Source organism: Bacteroides eggerthii, from assembly GCF_025146565.1.
Lineage (GTDB): Bacteria > Bacteroidota > Bacteroidia > Bacteroidales > Bacteroidaceae > Bacteroides > Bacteroides eggerthii.
Window position 1 is genome coordinate 1,086,445 of sequence record NZ_CP102258.1, and the last position, 18,004, is coordinate 1,104,448.

An 18,004-nucleotide genomic window follows, 5' to 3' on the forward strand; every position below is an offset into this window, starting at 1 on the left:
AACAGAAAACTAAATTAATTATTATGAAGACCTCTATTTTTTTTAGTACGTTACTTATAGCATCCTCTTTATCTATCTCTCAAGCCCAAACGACTAATTCCCCTATTGTAGATGAAGATGGTATTTTGAACATTGTAGATAAACCTTTTGATGTAAATCGATTCGTGATTGGCCGCGATTTCCATGAAAACAAGTTTTCCGATCAGAATAAGGGTTTGCAAGGTATGGCAGACTGTTATTTTAATATGTCGGACGCTTCAGATGGGACCAAACAAAACTTTAAACTTTGCAAGAAATTAGGATTGAATACTGTAGTATCAGCTGAAGGTCGCCACTTGACAGGTAAAGACTGGATGGCAATGAGTGATGAAGATATTGATGCTTATGTAAAGAAAATGATTGAAGATGGTGGCAAAAGTGATGCAATTGTTGGCTATCACATCTGTGACGAACCTTCATCTTTGGCATTTCCTAAGTTAGCAAAAGCCGTAGAAGCTGTGCGCAAATATGCTCCCGGAAAAATGGCTACTATCAATCTTTATCCCAACTATGCTACTTTGTGGACACTTGATCAAGTAAAATCGCAGCTTGGTACTCGCACTTACAAAGAATATCTAGAACAGGCAGCTACAGTAATCAAACCAGACATGATATCATATGACAACTATATGGTTCAATTCTCCATGGATCAAACCGACCCTAAACGCACAGCTCAATATTACTCAAATATTCTGGATGTACGTGAAGTTTCCTTGAGATATGGAATTCCATGGTGGAATGTAGTGTCGGGTAACCAAATACGCCATTATACTGTGATTCCTACTATGGCTAATTTGTTACTGCAAGCTTATACTTCACTAGCTGCCGGTGCAGGTGGCGTTCGCTGGTTTACTTATTGGAAAGGTGGTTATGGCTATACTCCTATCGATGGTGAAGGCCGCAAAACCCAAACCTGGCATTATTTACGTGAAGTTAACCGTCAACTTTCCATTCTAGGCCCTATCATGAAAACTTTAAAATCAACAGGTGTCTATTTTACCAATGATTTTGCGGGTAAAAATGTTCCACAGCTTCCCGGTGAGCATGTAAAAAGCATAAAATGTGATGAACCTTTAATGGTAGGTGAGTTCCTCAGTAAAAAGGGAAACCGCTATATTATGATAGTAAACCTGAGTTTGGAACGTTCCGCACGCTTCATTGTGAACACCGCTATTAATGATGAGCGGCTGTTTGTTGTGAATACTGGTGAACAGAAACCATATTTCGAAGAAATCAATAATATCAAACTAAAGTCTACTTCTATGTTAGGAGGTTCAAAAGAACAACTCGACATGGCTAAAGAACGTGCCTATTGGTTACCTGCAGGTGGTGGCGTATTGATAAAATGTAGCGGACAAACACACCAAGATTAATGAACTAAAGATAAATATTTACTTACTTTGGCCATTACTAAAATTTAGCAGGAGAGAAATAAAAATTGAAGTAGTTTCTCTCCTGTTTTTTGCATTAATAAAAAACAGAGTAAGAAGCTTTTACTATACTATTCTTTGGGAATCAGTAAGAAATGATTTGATTTCTCATCTACTAATGAGCCTCTTATATGTAGCATGATGCGAAAAATGTTTAATCAATATAATATTACCCTAACTTTTTCGCCTATTGCTTTGTAATGTCATACTTTTTATTTTCATTTGCTTACAATAACCTATTTGTTTTCACTTAATTTAAAAACACAAAAGTAACATGACAAAGAAAAACATCTTGCTGTGCAGTGTGATGGCACTCTTTTTATGGACAGCATGCTCAGAAGCAGAGAAGTATCAGTATCCGTTTCAAAACCCTAAACTAAAAGTAGAAGAACGAGTTGACAATTTGATGTCATTGCTTACTCTTCAAGAGAAAGTCAGCATGATGATTAATCGTTCATTGGCTATCGAGCGGTTAGGCATCCCTGCTTATAACTGGTGGGGAGAAGCTTGCCATGGTCTGATAGCGGGTGGGGTTACAGTATTTCCTCAATCCATTGCATTAGCCGCAACTTTTGACGATTCTTCACAACTGACTACCTATACAATGGTGTCTGACGAAGCACGTGCACGTTATAACACCTTACCACTTGATGGAGATATAGGGCCATACGTTTCAGCGATTCCTAATCTTACTTTTTGGGCTCCCAATATCAATATATTTCGAGATCCTCGTTGGGGACGCGGGCAAGAAACTTATGGAGAGGACCCTTTTCTGATGTCAAGAATGGGCTTAAACGTCGTGCTGGGAATGCAAGGCGATGATGAACATTATTATAAGACACATGCTTGCGCCAAACATTACGGTGTGCATAGTGGGCCAGAGCCATTACGTCACGAGTTCAATGCTGTGGTTTCGATGCGCGACTTGTGGGAAACTTATCTTCCCGCTTTCGAAACATTGGTAGTCAAAGGCAATGTACGTGAAGTGATGTGTGCATACAGCGCTTATGAAGGTGAACCATGTTGCGCCAGCAATCGTTTGTTGGTAGACATCCTACGTAATCGCTGGGGGTTTGATGGAATGGTAGTAAGTGACTGCGACGCCATCAATGACTTTTATGTGAAAGGCCGTCATGAAACACATCCGGATGCAGCAGCAGCCAGTGCGGATGCCGTATTGACTGGTACAGACTTGGAATGTGGGCGAAGCTACAATGCATTGATAGAAGCCGTAGAGAAAGGTATTATCAAGGAACAAGATTTAGACGTATCTTTGCGTCGTATCTTGACTGAACGCTTTCGTCTAGGATTGCTGGATCCGGCCAAGTATGTGCCTTACTCTACGATACCGGGCAGTGTGATTGACTGTCAAGAGCATCGGGATCATGCTTTGAAAATGGCTCACGAATCACAGGTTCTATTGAAAAATGAAGGTAACATACTGCCATTGGATAAAAACATCAAATCCATTGCCATAGTTGGTCCCAATATCAATGATTCCATTATGATGCGTGGCAATTACAGCGGTTCGCCGACCCATTGTATCACCATTCTGCAAGGTCTCAAAAATAAGTTGCCCAATACTCGTATCATCTCTGAACGCGGGAGTGAGATTGATTCAGATTATTTGCAAATACCTCAAATGCATCTGGTAAATCATGATGGTCAAAAAGGCTTTTTGGCCCAATATTATGCCAAACCCGACTTTTCAGGAGAAATCATCAACACAAGCCATGCAGAAGTGATAAATTTCCGTACAGAAGGAGGATATGGATTTGGGAAAGATGTGCCCGCTTCGGATTTCAGCGCCAAATATTCAGGAACATATGTTCCTGATTTCACCGGTACACTTTGTTTCTCTGTTCGGGGAGATAATTATGTGTTAAAGGTGAATAATAAAAAGATAGGTGAATATGTTCCCAAGGAATTGTCGTTTAAATATACTCCTGGGATGAATCTTACAGAAGCGCAACGCCGAGAGTTCACAGAGTCGATGAAGGGCAGACGTGGTTCCATTTATACGCTTCAAGTAAAAGAAGGCGAAACTTATCAGATTGCTCTTGATTATAAATCTGGTAAAGAAGGGAGTGTCTCACACCTTTCTGTTGATATGTATGAACGAAAACTGGCGGTATTTGAGGAGCTGAAAGAGAAAATTAAAGATGTTGAGGCCATTATATATGTAGGTGGTATCACCCCCACACAAGAAGGTGAAGGACATGAACGTGCGAAAATTGAATTGCCTGATGTACAAAAGCGTTTCTTGAAAGCGATGCACGAGACCGGTAAACCAGTAATCTATGTAAACTGTTCCGGTAGTGCCATAGCATTGGCTGACATTGATTATGCATACGATGCGCTTTTGCAAGCCTGGTATCCGGGGCAAGAAGGAGGAACGGCTGTGGCTGATGTGCTGTTTGGTGATTATAACCCTTCCGGAAAGCTCCCTGTGACATTCTACAAATCAACAGAACAGTTACCTGAATTTACCGATTACAGCATGGAAAACCGCACTTATCGCTATTTTAAGGGTGAACCCCAATATGCCTTTGGTTATGGATTGAGTTATACAGACTTTGAATTTGGCGAGGCATTACTCTCTTCCAGTTCAATCAAAGCTGGGGAGAAAGTGGAAATCACTATTCCATTAACCAATGTCGGCAAAATGGATGGTGCTGAAGTTGTGCAGGTCTATGTAAAAAGTCTGACTAATCCTGATGCGCCTATCAAATCACTCAAAGGTTATGTGCGTCAAGAGATAAAAGCGGGTAAAAGTGAAAAAGTGAGAATCACACTCGAACCTGAATCTTTTGCTTATTATAACGCGGATGTAGATGGTCTGAAAGTTTTTCCTGGTAAATATCAAATATTGTATGGTAATTCCTCGCGAGATATGGACTTAAGATCGTTAGATTTGGAAGTTACACCTGCTGTACAATAAGAGCGGATACACCGTAATGGTGGTTTCTAATGGTTAGGTTGTATAGGGATATTCCTTAAAGAGAGAATATCCCTTGCCCTATCCGGTTTGAATCAGGCAGGATTTAAATATATTATAGTTATGGTTGCAGAAATAGTTCAGACTTTCACAGAATAGAAAAAACGAATGTCTAAAGAAATCATTTAAGTAACAAAACTTAGTAAAAATGGTCTGTAGTTACTTGAATTAAGGATTTTTCTAATAATAAAGAATATTCAGTCTATTGGTCGTGAATAGATAAGTCGTGAACTGTATTGATGAGTTCATGCTAAAGCTGTTCATTTTGAGTAATAAGGAGTCTTTGTGATGTAAGAATTAGTAAAAGTCATTAATGATACAGTCGGGGACGTTTATTATTGAACCGGTAGCCTACGCCTAACATCAGATAGTTGGGCTCGTGGAAATCTTTAAGATTATACCCAATATGTAGGAAAGTGTCGTGAGATATATCTATTTTGAGCGCTAATATCTGATAGAAAGATTGGAGGTCTCCTCCTCCATGCAGGATGTTGGCTCCGAAACCTATGCCAACGGTGAAGTAGGGCATTACCCATTCTCCGCGTGCTGAGACACCCAAAGAAAGTTGCTTACGTAATGGTGGGATGCCAAAAGCTTCCTCTTCATTTCCACCATTAAGAGGAGTAATGTAATCTTTGGCATAAATATTGGCACCGGCGTCATATACACCGTCTAATGATACTCCTGCGCGGAATTTATATCCAAAATTATACATGGGAGCAAGACAAAACCCTGCTACGGCGTATTTTCCCGGTGCAGGAACTTGCCCGCCTGGAACATCGACGGCTTTTCTTCGCCATGAACCAAACACAGTGAGGTCGTAGCTGACATGTTTGGGAAAGGCCGGGCTCGGAGTTTGTTGTGACGGTTGTAATACATCGTTTATATTCCGATTGAAATTATATATTATTCCGATTTTGAAATCTACTGTGTTCAGGCCGGTATTGGGATATCGGGTATTGCCGTTGGAAAAATGCACTGCGGTTGCCCCGATGTTAAGGTCGAATAGAGGAGAGAGTATCCAATCAAAATGAATTCCGGCACTAAGGTATGCATTAATTTTAGTCCCTATGACGGTATTGTTGGGGTTGTTGAGATAATTATAAGGTTTCCAGCCGAAGGAGGCTCCAAATCCCCATTCGTAGTTGAGCGATAGGCGGGGAGTGAGTTTGGCAATACGTGCTCCCTGAAATGCGTAGAGGGCAATAGGAGTCCCTATTTCTTTGTCGTTGCCGAAGTCGAAATATCCTAATCCTATGCCTTGGTACGAACTTCCGTATATTCGGTCTGCAGTACTGCCCGGCTGTAGCTGGAAGGAATATTTCAAATGAGCCGAGTAGGCAGAACTCAGCCTTTTATGCATATTGTTTTCTCCCCGCAAGAAAGAGCTGGTAGGGAATATATATCCTGGCCGGCCTTCAATGCCGAGCCGGTGGATATAATTATTTTGTGCATGTATATTGTCAGAGAGGAATAGTATAATTATCAAGAGAAGTATATCTTTTCCTGTCTGTATTTTGCTACTCATAATGTTGTGCTGTTCTTCATTGGTTATCTGACTTTTTGTAAAATCTGATTTTTATGCAAATATAATCTTTTTGTTTACATAAGAACCAATATTGGTAAAGTTATAATTTATCATCTGTTTTATTTATGAAGTACAGTGAGAAAAAGGGATGCTTTATCTACAAGGACAAAAGGAGCTATGCCTATTTATAATGCATAGCCCCTTTTACCTGTTCCGGTTCTTTTGTGTTTTGTTCAGGAACGATTATTTCTCGTCATTCTTCCGGATTTCCACACGACGGATTTTACCGCTGATAGTTTTAGGAAGTTCCTCTACAAATTCTATAACGCGCGGGTATTTGTAAGGAGCGGTTACTTTTTTAACATGGTTCTGCAACTCCTTAACCAGCTCTTCACCGGCGCGGTTCTTGTACTCTTTGGATAATACGATGGTTGCTTTTACAACTTGACCTCGAATTTCATCGGGAACTCCGGTAATGGCACATTCTATGACTGCCGGATGCGTCATCAGGGCGCTTTCCACTTCGAATGGGCCGATGCGGTAACCACTGCTTTTGATAACGTCGTCGGCACGTCCTACAAACCAGAGATAGCCGTCCTCGTCTTTCCAGGCGACGTCACCGGTATAGTAGATGTTATCGTGCCAAGCCTCGTGGGTGCGGTTGGCATCACGATAATATTCTTTGAACAGGCCAAGCGGTTTGCCTTTGTCGGTACGAATTACAATCTGTCCTTGCTCACCGGCTTCTACGGAACGGCCGTCATAATCTATCAGGTCGACATCGTATTGGGGATTAGGCAATCCCATGCTGCCCGGTTTGGGTTTCATCCATGGCATGGTGGCTACGGTAAGAGTTGTCTCAGTCTGTCCGAAGCCTTCCATTAGTTTGATACCCGTCAACTTCTTGAATGTATCGAATACGGCAGGATTCAATGCTTCGCCGGCAATGGTACAGTATTGCAAAGAAGAAAGGTTATACTTCGTCAGGTCCTCGTGAATTAAGAACCGGAAGATAGTGGGTGGTGCACAAAGTGAGGTGACGTGATAGTCCTGTATCTTTTTCAGAATATCGGCGGGAGTAAACTTTTCATGGTCATATACAAAGATATTGGCTCCGGCTATCCATTGTCCGTATAGTTTTCCCCATACGGCTTTTCCCCAGCCTGTATCGGCAATGGTGAGGTGCAGGCTGTTTTCGTGCAGATTATGCCAAAAACTTCCTGTTACGATATGCCCCAGTGGATAGGTGAAGTCGTGGGCAACCATTTTCGGTTCGCCGGTAGTGCCGCTGGTGAAATACATCAAAGAGATGTCGTCGTTCTTGTTGGGGTGTTCCGGCTTTGTGAAAGGAGCGGCATTGGCTATGCCTTTATGAAAGTCCTCAAATCCTTCGGGTATTTCCGGACCTACGCTGACCAGTTTCTTTACACTCGGAGAACTTGGCATGGCAGCGGTGATGTGGTCGGTAATGACACTTTCACCTGCACAGACAATCATTTTGATGTCTGCGGCATTGCAACGATATATAATATCCTTTTGAGTAAGCAGGTGTGTGGCGGGAATAACGACCGCGCCCAATTTGTGCAGTGCGATGATGCTGAACCAGAATTCATAACGGCGTTTGAGAATCAGCATTACCATATCACCATGTCCAATGCCGAGGCTTTGGAAATAGGAGGCTGTCATATCTGTATAACGTTTCATGTCGGCAAATGAGAACTGGATATGTTCTCCTTTGTCATTGGTCCAGAGCAACGCAGGTTTGTCAGGCTGTTCTGCAGCCCAGGCATCTACTACGTCATAGCCAAAGTTGAAATTCTCCGGTACGTTAATCTTTAAATTCTTGATAAAGTCCTCTTGAGATGTAAAGGACGTTTGTGATAAAAATCTTTCTATCATAACTTTAGGAATTAAGAATTGGGAATTGAGAATTAAGAACCTGATGTACGGCATAAGCGTACAGCTTATTCTTCATTCTTCGTTCTCCATTCTTCATTTATGTTGTTACATGATTACAGCAAGGAAGCGTACTTTCTTTCCATCCAACGCTTTCATGCCATGTGGCAGTTTGGAGTTGAAATACAAGCTGTCTCCCTCGTTCAGGATTAAATCTTTGCCGTCGATACTCAGCATCATGCGTCCTTCCAGAACCAGGTTGAACTCTTGTCCGGAGTGACTGTTGTAGTGTATCGGTTCGTCGTTCGGTTTGGGTTCGACGGTGACGATGAACGGGTCGGCGTTGCGGTTCATGAAACCGGCGGCCAACGATTGGTACTTGTAGGCCTTGGTACGCTCAATGCTGGTTCCCTTCCCGGCACGAGTAAGGAAGTAACTGCTCATTTTCGGCTCTTCGCCAAACATCAGTGCATCCAGGGCAACGCCGTAACGACGGGCTATTTTCTGCAGCATACTTACGGAGATGTCAAATTCTCCCGTTTCTGCAAGCCGATATTCTTCTTCCGAAATATCGCAATCGCGGGCGATGTCTTTGGCTGTCAATTCCAATACCTCACGCAATCCTTGCAGACGTTCGGCTATTTGTTTAATTTGTTCGTCCATGTGGTTAGTATTAAGTGATTATTTTTATTATTTACTTGCTTTTATGGCATTGATAATGGCTGAGGGGAATCCTTGCCGTTCCAGTTCATTAATGCCTTTAATTGTAATTCCGCCAGGGGTACACACTTTATCAATCTCTATGCTGGGATGTGTATCATTGTTCAGTATCAGTTCGGCGGCTCCTTTCACAGACTGGGCCACCATGCGCATCCCGTCTTTGGGATAAATACCCATCTCTATTCCGGCTTGCATAGCTGCTTGGATATATTTCAGCACATAGGCTATGCCGCAGGAAGTCATGGCGGTGGCCGCTGCGATTTTATCTTCGGGAATCAGCATGGCAAGCCCCATTTGATTGAAAATGTCGAGCAACAGTTGTTCTTGTTCCTTGCTGGCATTGCGGCTTGCAATGAGTGTCATACTCTCCATTTCGCTGATTGCGGTATTGGGGATAAGACGGAACATTGTCATCTCCTTGTCTGCCACATAGTGTGCCAACTCCTCAAAAGGTATGCCGGCTGCTACGGAAATAAGTATCTGTTTACTTTTCAGTTTAAGTTCGCTTACGACAGGTTTTATCAGCCATGGCTTGACGGCAAGTATAATGAGTTCAGCACCCGTAACGGCTTCTTGATTATCGCGGGTAGTCTGTAAAGCGGGAAACTCTGCCTTCAGAACATCCAATTTATGTTGCGTGGGATTAGAAACAATGATGTCGTTGGCCGGAATGATGGTTCCTTTAGCCAAACCGCGGGCAATGGACCCGCCCATATTTCCTGCACCGATAATTGCTGTTTTCATATCGTTTTGTAATTTAAAATGTTGTCTTTAGGCAAAGGTAAAGATTTTCTATAAAAAACGACCGAAACAGGAAGGTATTCTTCTTTCGGTCGTCTCTTTTGTCGGCTGATTATTCTTCAAATATCAAAGTACTTTCTTAAAACGTTCCAGGAAGAGGTCTGCTTCGTCCATGCTGAGGCACAAGGGCGGCAAGAGGCGGAGTACGTTTGTTCCACTGACGCCGGTGAACACATGCTGCTCTTTCAGTAACTTCAAACGCAGTTCTTTGATGGGTTCTTCAAATTCGAGACCGATCATCAAGCCGCGTCCGCGTACTTCTTTGATTTGCGGGAATTTCTTCAGTTCTTCCAGTAAGTACGCGCCTACTTTGGCTGCATTGGCCACAAGTCCTTCCTGCTCGATAACATCCAGTACGGCAAGTGCTGCGCTGCAAGCCAGATGATTTCCACCGAAAGTTGTTCCAAGCTGTCCATAGACAGGGGTGAACATCGGACTGATAAGTACGCCTGCCATCGGGAAGCCGTTGCCTATGCCTTTGGCTACGGTGATTATGTCGGCTTGGATGCCGTTGTGCTGATGGGCAAAGAATTTGCCGCTACGTCCGTAGCCACTCTGAATTTCGTCCAGAATCAGTATGGTATTGTGCTTTGTACAGGTTTCACGCAGGGCTTGCATAAATTCATCGGTTGGCAACTGTATGCCGCCCACTCCCTGAATGCCTTCGATAATCACTGCACACACATCGCCTTTTGCCAGTTCGGATTTCATGGACTCTATATCGTTCAGCGGAAGATAGGTGACGTGTCCGCAGTCGTTGATGGGAGCGATGATTTTGGGATTGTTGGTAACCTCTACGGCCAATGAGGTACGCCCATGAAAAGCCTTTGAGAAAGATACCACGCGTGTCCGTCCGTTGTAGAACGAGGCGAGCTTCAGCGCATTCTCGTTGGCTTCGGCTCCGCTGTTGATAAGGAACAGGGAGTAATCGTCGTAGCCGCAGACCTTTCCCAACCGTTCTGCCACTTGTTGTTGCAGCTTGTTGATGACTGAGTTGGAATAGAATCCAAGTGTGGCCACTTGCTTGCTGATCATCTCTACGTAATGTGGATGTGCATGTCCGATAGAGATTACTGCATGTCCGCCGTAGAGGTCGAGGTATTCCGTACCTTTATCGTCCCATACGTGGCAGCCTTTTCCTTTGACAATGTTAATGTCAAAAAGGGGGTATACGTCGAATAAATTCATTTTCTTCTTTGTTTAAAGATTGTATCAATCAAGTTATTACTGATAATATAACTAAGACCATTTGGTATTTCAAGCAAAGCATTTACTCTCTTATCCATTCCATTGCAGATACTTACATAAATCTTCTAATGTAGAATTCTTTTCTTTAATTAAAGTATCTTTCTTACTTCTACTCCATCCTTTCAGTTCCTTTTCTCTGGCAATAGCATCTTCTATTTGCTGAAATTCTTCGTAATAAAGCAGAATATGGCAGATAGCCTGAGTTATCATTAAAAAGCACTCGGCTTTAATCGTAAGCCTACGGTTTCTTCTAAGTTGAACATCAGGTTCATATTATGTACCGCTTGTCCGCTGGCTCCTTTCAGCAAGTTGTCTATGCAGGAGATGACAAGAAGTTTGTCGCCATGCTTTTCCAGATGGATAAGGCACTTGTTGGTGTTGACAACCTGCTTCAAATCGATGTTCTTGTCGACGATATGCGTAAAGGAGTCTTTGGCATAGTATTCTTCGTACATGCGGACAATCTCTTCCAACGCAACTTTGGTTTTTATCACGATAGTGGTAAAAATGCCACGAGGAAAATCGCCGCGATAGGGTATGAAATCAATGTCCGAATCAAAACTGTTTTGGAGCTGTTTGAGCGACTGCTTGATTTCGGGCACATGCTGGTGCTCGAAGGCTTTGTACACACTCATGTTGTTGTTGCGCCAGCTGAAGTGGCTCGTTGCTCCCGGCTTGATGCCTGCGCCGGTGCTGCCGGTGATGGCATTCACCATAATGTCGCCGTTCAGCATCAGATGCTTGGCAAGTGGAAGCAGTCCCAGCTGGATACAGGTGGCGAAGCATCCGGGGTTGGCAACATGTTTTGCCGTACAGGTGGCCCGGCGGTTGAGTTCGGGGAGCCCGTAAATAAAGTCATGGTCGTCGCTTTTGATGCGGTAGTCCATGGAGAGGTCGATTATCTTTAAATCTTCCGGTACGTTGTGGCTTTCCATGAATTTCTTGGTGTCGCCATGTGCCGTACAGAAAAAGAGCACATCAATCTCGTCCAACGGCAGTTCGTCGGTGAATACTAAATCTGTTTCGCCGTACAGTCCTTCGTGTACGTCGGTAATTTTGTTGCCGGCGTTGCTTGAGCTGTTGATGAATACGATTTCCGCTTCCGGGTGATTTAATAACAGGCGTATCAATTCGCCTGCTGTGTATCCGGCTCCGCCGATGATTCCTACTTTAATCATGTTGATAATATCTATTGGGTTCTTCTGGTATTATAATTAATAATATGATGTATATGAGTATGCCTGCAAATGCAGTAAAGACTGTTGCGAAAACATAAATGATGCGCACTAATGACACGTCAAGCCCGAAAAAGTCTGCCAGTCCTGCGCATACGCCGGACAACATTCTTCCGTTTCGCGGGCGTGTCAATTTTTGTTTCCCGTTCATCATTTAGATTTTTTCGTCTTTATGGTTTGAATAATAGGCACGCAGTGCGGTAGAGGTCACCTTGATGAAGCCCTTGGCATCTTCCGCAGTCCATCCCTTCTGCATTTCGCCGTATTCGCCGAATTTGTTCTTCACAAGGTCGTCTTCGCTTTCCACGCCTACCGTAGAGAAACAAAGCGGGTGGAGTTCGAGAATTGCCGTACCGTTTACGTTGCGTTGTGAAGATTCCAGCATGGCCTCGATGTCGCGCATTACCGGTTCCAGATACTGGCTTTCGTGCAGGAACATGCCGTACCAGTTGGCTACCTGGTCTTTCCAGTATTGCTGCCATTTGCTCAATGTGTATTTCTCAAGGAACTTGTGCGCACCGATAATCAGCATGGGAGCGGCGGCTTCAAAACCCACACGACCTTTAATGCCGATAATCGTGTCGCCTACGTGCATATCGCGTCCGATGCCGTAGGCCGCACCGATTTCCTCTACTTTCTGAATAGCCTTGATGGGATCGTCGAATGTTTCGTCGTTGACGGCCTTAAGTTCACCTTTCTCAAAGGTGAGGCGCAACTGTTCGCTGCCCTCTTTGGTGCAATGTTTCAGGTAGGCGCTTTCCGGAAGTCCCTGTGCAGAATCCAGAATCTCGCCGCCGCAAATGGAGGTGCCCCACAAACCTACATTATAGGAATATTTGAGTTTGGCGAAGTCGGCTGCGAAACCATGTTTGTTCAGGTAGTCTATCTCTTCCTGACGGCTCAATGCCATGTCGCGTGTCAGGGTGATGATTTCCACGCCCGGGGCCATGACGAGGAAAGTCATGTCGAAACGTATCTGGTCGTTGCCTGCACCGGTTGAACCATGTGCAATGGCATCGGCTCCGATTTCGTTGGCATAGCGTGCAATGGCCAGTGCCTGGAAGATACGTTCGGAACTTACGGATATAGGATAAGTGCCGTTACGCAATACATTGCCGAATACCATGTATTTCAAACTCTTTTCGTAATACTCCTGTGTTACGTCTAAAGTGATATATTTTACGGCGCCCAGCTTGTAGGCGTTTTCTTCGTTCGTTTTCAACTGTTCAGGGCTGAAACCGCCGGTATTGGCACAAGCCGCATACACTTCGTATCCTTTCTCTTTTGCCAGGTACATAACTGTGAATGAGGTGTCCAGACCACCACTGAATGCGACTACTACTTTTTTCTTCTTTGCTTCCATATTTATTTATATTTTATCTTCTTCGTGTAATTTCGGGTCGTAGAGCATTGCTGTACAAATGCAGAACTTCCGGTTTTTGGCTACTAATATATCGTGGTTGATGCAGCCTTCACAACCTTTCCAGAAAGACTCGTCGTCTGTCAGTTCATTGAACGTAACAGGTACATAGCCTAATTCGGTATTCATTTTCATGACGGCTGCTCCACTGGTCAGACTGAAAATCTTGGCTTTAGGCCATCGCAGGCGTGCCAGGCGGAAAGATGCCGTCTTAATGCGTTTGGCCAGTCCCAAGCCACGATATTCAGGGTGCACAATGAGTCCTGATGTTGCTACATACTGCTTGTTTCCCCAGCTTTCTATATAGGTGAAGCCGGCAAACTCTTCTCCGCATAAAGCTATAATGGCTTTCCCTTCTTTCATTTTAGTAGCTACATATTCATGGGTACGCTCTGCTATACCGGTTCCACGTACTTTGGCTGCTTCTCGGATGGTATCCAAAATCTTGTCCACATAAACCTCATGTGAGGCATCAGCCACCATCACATCAATTTGTTTCGAATCCATTTCTTTTATTTCGTTATATTATAGTTATACTGACTTACTCCATGTTGGGAATGATTTGTGACAGAAACACGCGTACCTCTTCATGGGATGCAGCTTCATGCAGGACCATCATAATTGTGTCGTCTCCGGCAATCGTGCCCAGTATGGCAGGGCATTCGCGATTGTCAATGTCGTAGGCCATGCTACTGGCGTAGCCGGGGCGGGTGCGGATAACGGCAATATTCTTGGAGAAATGGAGTGAGACGAATCCGCTGGTCATCAGCATTTCGCTTGCGCTTTGGGCGTTGTTGCGTTTGTACATGATGTTGTTGGGCAGTACATATACATATTTCCCGTTCATATTGGCAGCTTTGGCTACTTTCAGTTGTTTTAAGTCGCGTGACAAGGTGGCTTGAGTCAGTTCAAAGCCTTCTTTCCCTAAAGCTTGTAACAGTTCTTCTTGTGAGCTGATTTCTTTGCTTGAGATGATCATTTTGATGGCATCTAACCGATTAGCTTTCTTTTTCATGTTTCTGTATAATTATTCTTAGAACGGTGCAAAAGTAGGGAATATTTTGGAAAGAATATACGAAAATGGGATTTTTTTATTCTTTAATATGCAATAATTGTAAAAACAATGGTATATGTATGCATGGGCGGACCTGCTTCTCGGTAGGGGGTGGCAGGCTTGTCCGTAGGGCTATCTGTGATGAGGCTATGAGTGAAATACAATTAAAAGGCTTATAATATAGAATTAAAAGCCTATTAATTGCATATTATAAGCCTTTTAATTCTACCTTTGTAGCAACTTCAGGCAGGCAGCCTGAGGAAGTTATTCACCTTCTAAAATAAAGTCAGTATGTTTTATAAAAAGAGTCGCGCCAAAGTAGGCGGGAAATACAAATGGTTTCCCCGCGCATGTGTCAACAAACACACAGTCAATACGCAGGATTTGGGAGAAGCCATCAGCCGGAGGTGTACGGTTACGCCTGCGGATGTGCATGCGGTGATCCGTTCATTGCCCGAAGTCATGTCGTTCTTTATGGAGAACGGCAACAGTGTCCATCTGGACGGGCTTGGCTCTTTCTATTACAAACTGAGCTGTGCGGGCAACGGAGTGGATACGCCCGAAGAGGTCAGCAGGGAGCAAGTGAAAGCTGTTCGCGTACAGTTCATCCCTGAACGCCGTAAGAAATGCGGTAAGTATTGCCGGGCCTTGGGCGAAGGGGTGGAACTGGTGAAATTAGGCGATTAGTTTTCTTTACACATCAAGGCTGTGGAATAAGAAACCGGATGTGGTAATTGGGGGAGGAGATGGATTATCAAATCTGACATCCTTTCAGTCAAAATAAGTACAAGGAATAGGGGGTGATTCCCCTATTTTTGTATTATGAAACAGTGACTAAAACTAATTACCATGAAACAATGTTTTTTTGCGGTCGATTTGGGCGCTACCAGTGGCCGTACTATCTTGGGAACCTTCACGCCGGAGGGATTGGAAATGGAAGACGTAAACCGTTTCCCGAACCGTTTGATTGAAACCGGCGGACATTTCTACTGGGATATCTATGAACTTTACCGGAATATTATCGAAGGGCTGAAAATAGTCGCTCAAAGGGGTGATGTTGAGATTACCTCTATCGGCATTGATACATGGGGAGTGGATTTTGTCTGTGTGGGGAAAGACGGAGGTTTCATTCGTCAGCCTTATTCTTATAGAGATCCTCATACCGTCGGAGCATCTGACATATTCTTTAGGAAAGTTCCCCGTAAACAGGTTTATGAGTGGACGGGCATCCAGGTAATGAACTTCAACTCCTTGTTCCAGCTTGATACATTGAGGCGTAATGATGACAGTGCATTGGCTGCTGCTGATAAACTGCTTTTCATACCGGATGCTTTGAGTTATATGCTGACCGGTGAAATGGTGACAGAGTATACCATTGCAAGTACTGCACAGTTGATCAATGCGAAAACCCGTAAGTTTGAAGATGCTTTACTGTATGAAATAGGTCTTACAAGATCCAATTTCGGCCGCTTCGTCTATCCGGGAGACAAAGTCGGTGTATTGACAAAAGAAGTGCAGACCATGACCGGGCTTGGCGCTATACCCGTAATAGCTGTGGCAGGGCATGACACAGCCTCGGCAGTTGCTTCAGTCCCTGCCGTAAATCGTAATTTTGCTTATTTAAGTAGCGGCACCTGGTCGCTGATGGGAGTGGAGACGGATGCTCCGGTTATTACAGAGGAAACAGAGGCTCTGAACTTCACCAATGAAGGCGGTGTGGAAGGGACGATTCGTTTATTGAAGAACATCTGCGGAATGTGGCTGTTGGAACGTTGCCGCACTGCATGGGGGGAAACTTCTTATCCGGAGCTCATATCCGAAGCAAATGCAAGTGAGCCTTTTCGTAGTCTGATCAATCCGGATGATGCTCTGTTTGCCAATCCGGCCGATATGGAACAGGCCATAAAGAACTACTGCTCGGATCATCGCCAGCCTGTTCCGCAAACGAGAGGGCAGGTAGTACGCTGCATATTCGAAAGCCTTGCTTTGCGCTACCGTCAAGTATTGGACAATCTTCGTACCCTTTCTCCTTGTCAGGTAGAAACCCTTCATGTGATTGGCGGCGGAAGCCGTAATGATTTGTTGAATCAATGGACCGCTAATGCAATTGGTATTCCCGTTGTTGCAGGTCCTTCTGAGGCGACCGCAATCGGCAACGTCATGATTCAGGCATTAACAGCCGGAACGGCAAAAGACATTTCCTCCATGCGCCGGCTCATCAACGGCTCCATTCCTTTAAAAACTTTCTATCCGGAAGATACGGAAATGTGGGATGCTGCGTACTTGCACTTTAAGCAGATGACAATGATAACCAACAATTAAATTATAATTAAAAAAATCAGTATCATGAAAGAAGAATTGATAACAAAAGCCTATGAGGTAGCCAAAGAACGCTATGCGGCTTTGGGTGTGGATGTAGAAAAAGTGATGGAGCAACTCCAGAAGGTGGCGATATCCATGCATTGTTGGCAGGCCGATGATGTTATCGGGTTTGAGTCGGGTGGCTCATTGACCGGTGGTATCCAAACGACAGGAAATTATCCGGGTAAGGCCCGTAACATGGAAGAACTGCGTAATGACATCTTGAAAGCCGCTTCTTATATCCCGGGTAAGCATCGCTTGAATCTGCACGAGATTTATGGTGACTTTGACGGTGCGTTTGTCGACCGCGACCAGGTAGAAGTGAAACATTTTGAGAGTTGGATGCAATGGGCTGCTGAAAATGGCATGAAGCTGGATTTCAACTCAACGTCTTTCTCGCATCCGAAAAGCGGTAACCTGTCTTTGTCTAACCCCGATAAGGGCATTCGTGATTTCTGGATCGAGCATACCAAGCGTTGTCGTGCCATTGCAGAGGAAATGGGACGCAGACAAGGGGATCCCTGTATCATGAACCTTTGGGTGCACGATGGCAGCAAAGATGTTACGGTTAATCGTATGAAATATCGCGAACTGTTTAAGGACTCTCTCGACCGGATTTTTGCTACGGAGTATAAAAATATGAAGGATTGTTTGGAATCTAAAGTGTTCGGCATCGGCTTGGAAAGCTATACGGTAGGTTCTAATGAGTTCTGTGTGGGATATAGCGTGCAACATCAGAAACTCATCACTATCGATACGGGACATTTTCACCCGACGGAAAGTGCCGCAGACAAAGTATCGTCTATGTTGTTGTTCGTTCCGGAATTGATGCTTCATGTCAGCCGGCCGATACGTTGGGATTCCGACCATGTGACTATTATGGATGATCCTACATTGGAACTCTTCCAAGAGATTGTTCGTTGCAATGCTTTGGATCGCGTACATATTGGTCTCGACTATTTCGATGCTTCCATTAATCGTATTGGCGCTTATGTCATCGGTACTCGTGCTGCGCAAAAGTGTATGTTGCGTGCGTTGTTGGAGCCATTGGCCAAGCTTCGTGAGTATGAAGCCGCCGGTCAGGGTTTCCAGCGCCTGGCTTTGTTGGAAGAGGCAAAGGCCCTGCCTTGGAATGCTGTTTGGGATATGTTCTGCTTGAAGAATAATGTTCCGGTAGGCGAAGAGTTTATACCTGAGATAGAGAAATATGAAGTTGAAGTTACATCAAAACGTAACTGAACCAAGTAGAGTTAGTGAGAGTGCTTGGCGGGGAA

The 18,004-nt window shown here is 44.1% G+C and carries 16 protein-coding genes; 5 read left to right on the forward strand and 11 right to left on the reverse strand.

Annotated elements, in window-relative coordinates:
- Positions 1–23 precede the first annotated feature (23 nt).
- Positions 24–1,412, forward strand: coding sequence for a hypothetical protein (locus tag NQ546_RS04425; protein ID WP_004292252.1), 1,389 nt, complete (start codon positions 24–26; stop codon positions 1,410–1,412).
- 331 nt (positions 1,413–1,743) lie between these two features.
- Positions 1,744–4,410, forward strand: coding sequence for a glycoside hydrolase family 3 C-terminal domain-containing protein (locus NQ546_RS04430; RefSeq protein WP_004292253.1), 2,667 nt, complete (start codon positions 1,744–1,746; stop codon positions 4,408–4,410).
- 367 nt (positions 4,411–4,777) lie between these two features.
- Here the strand turns inward: NQ546_RS04430 and NQ546_RS04435 are convergent, their stop codons facing one another.
- The 11 genes from NQ546_RS04435 to argR all read right to left on the reverse strand — a co-directional run bounded on the left by NQ546_RS04435 (position 4,778) and on the right by argR (position 14,330).
- A complete protein-coding gene (locus NQ546_RS04435; RefSeq protein ID WP_004292254.1) occupies positions 4,778–5,995 on the reverse strand; it encodes an acyloxyacyl hydrolase in 1,218 nt (405 codons plus the stop codon).
- Positions 5,996–6,238: 243 nt separating this feature from the next.
- Positions 6,239–7,894 (reverse strand): AMP-binding protein, encoded by a 1,656-nt coding sequence (locus NQ546_RS04440; RefSeq protein ID WP_004295167.1) that lies wholly within the window; start codon positions 7,892–7,894, stop codon positions 6,239–6,241.
- A 105-nt stretch (positions 7,895–7,999) separates the two neighbouring features.
- On the reverse strand, positions 8,000–8,554 hold the full coding sequence (locus NQ546_RS04445; protein ID WP_004292256.1) for a helix-turn-helix domain-containing protein: 555 nt from the start codon (positions 8,552–8,554) through the stop codon (positions 8,000–8,002).
- 27 nt (positions 8,555–8,581) lie between these two features.
- Entirely contained in the window at positions 8,582–9,355 is a 774-nt protein-coding gene (proC, locus tag NQ546_RS04450) for a pyrroline-5-carboxylate reductase (RefSeq protein ID WP_004292257.1), read from the reverse strand.
- Positions 9,356–9,478: 123 nt separating this feature from the next.
- Complete coding sequence (locus NQ546_RS04455) at positions 9,479–10,600, reverse strand: aspartate aminotransferase family protein (protein WP_004292258.1); 1,122 nt, start codon at positions 10,598–10,600, stop codon at positions 9,479–9,481.
- A 90-nt stretch (positions 10,601–10,690) separates the two neighbouring features.
- Positions 10,691–10,870 carry a GIY-YIG nuclease family protein gene (locus NQ546_RS04460; protein ID WP_004292259.1) on the reverse strand — a complete coding sequence of 60 codons (180 nt, stop codon included), beginning with the start codon at positions 10,868–10,870 and terminating at the stop codon, positions 10,691–10,693.
- A complete protein-coding gene (gene argC / locus NQ546_RS04465; RefSeq protein ID WP_004292260.1) occupies positions 10,870–11,838 on the reverse strand; it encodes an N-acetyl-gamma-glutamyl-phosphate reductase in 969 nt (322 codons plus the stop codon). Before argC ends, NQ546_RS04460 begins: the two co-directional genes overlap by 1 nt.
- Positions 11,831–12,049, reverse strand: a complete 219-nt coding sequence (locus NQ546_RS04470; protein ID WP_004292261.1) for a PspC domain-containing protein — start codon at positions 12,047–12,049, stop codon at positions 11,831–11,833. Before NQ546_RS04470 ends, argC begins: the two co-directional genes overlap by 8 nt.
- Positions 12,050–13,258, reverse strand: a complete 1,209-nt coding sequence (locus NQ546_RS04475) for an argininosuccinate synthase (RefSeq protein WP_004292262.1) — start codon at positions 13,256–13,258, stop codon at positions 12,050–12,052. It abuts the gene before it with no gap.
- Between the two features lie 6 nt (positions 13,259–13,264).
- Complete coding sequence (locus NQ546_RS04480; RefSeq protein ID WP_004292263.1) at positions 13,265–13,822, reverse strand: GNAT family N-acetyltransferase; 558 nt, start codon at positions 13,820–13,822, stop codon at positions 13,265–13,267.
- Positions 13,823–13,856: 34 nt separating this feature from the next.
- Entirely contained in the window at positions 13,857–14,330 is a 474-nt protein-coding gene (gene argR, locus NQ546_RS04485) for an arginine repressor (RefSeq protein WP_004292264.1), read from the reverse strand.
- A gap of 330 nt (positions 14,331–14,660) precedes the next feature.
- Here argR and NQ546_RS04490 point away from each other — a divergent pair, with 330 nt between their 5' ends.
- The 3 genes from NQ546_RS04490 (at position 14,661) to NQ546_RS04500 (ending at position 17,969) form a co-directional block, all read left to right on the forward strand.
- Positions 14,661–15,056 (forward strand): HU family DNA-binding protein, encoded by a 396-nt coding sequence (locus NQ546_RS04490; RefSeq protein ID WP_004292265.1) that lies wholly within the window; start codon positions 14,661–14,663, stop codon positions 15,054–15,056.
- Between the two features lie 162 nt (positions 15,057–15,218).
- Complete coding sequence (rhaB, locus tag NQ546_RS04495) at positions 15,219–16,691, forward strand: rhamnulokinase (RefSeq protein ID WP_004292267.1); 1,473 nt, start codon at positions 15,219–15,221, stop codon at positions 16,689–16,691.
- 24 nt (positions 16,692–16,715) lie between these two features.
- Positions 16,716–17,969 carry an L-rhamnose isomerase gene (locus NQ546_RS04500; RefSeq protein ID WP_004292269.1) on the forward strand — a complete coding sequence of 418 codons (1,254 nt, stop codon included), beginning with the start codon at positions 16,716–16,718 and terminating at the stop codon, positions 17,967–17,969.
- The last annotated feature ends 35 nt before the right edge of the window (positions 17,970–18,004 follow it).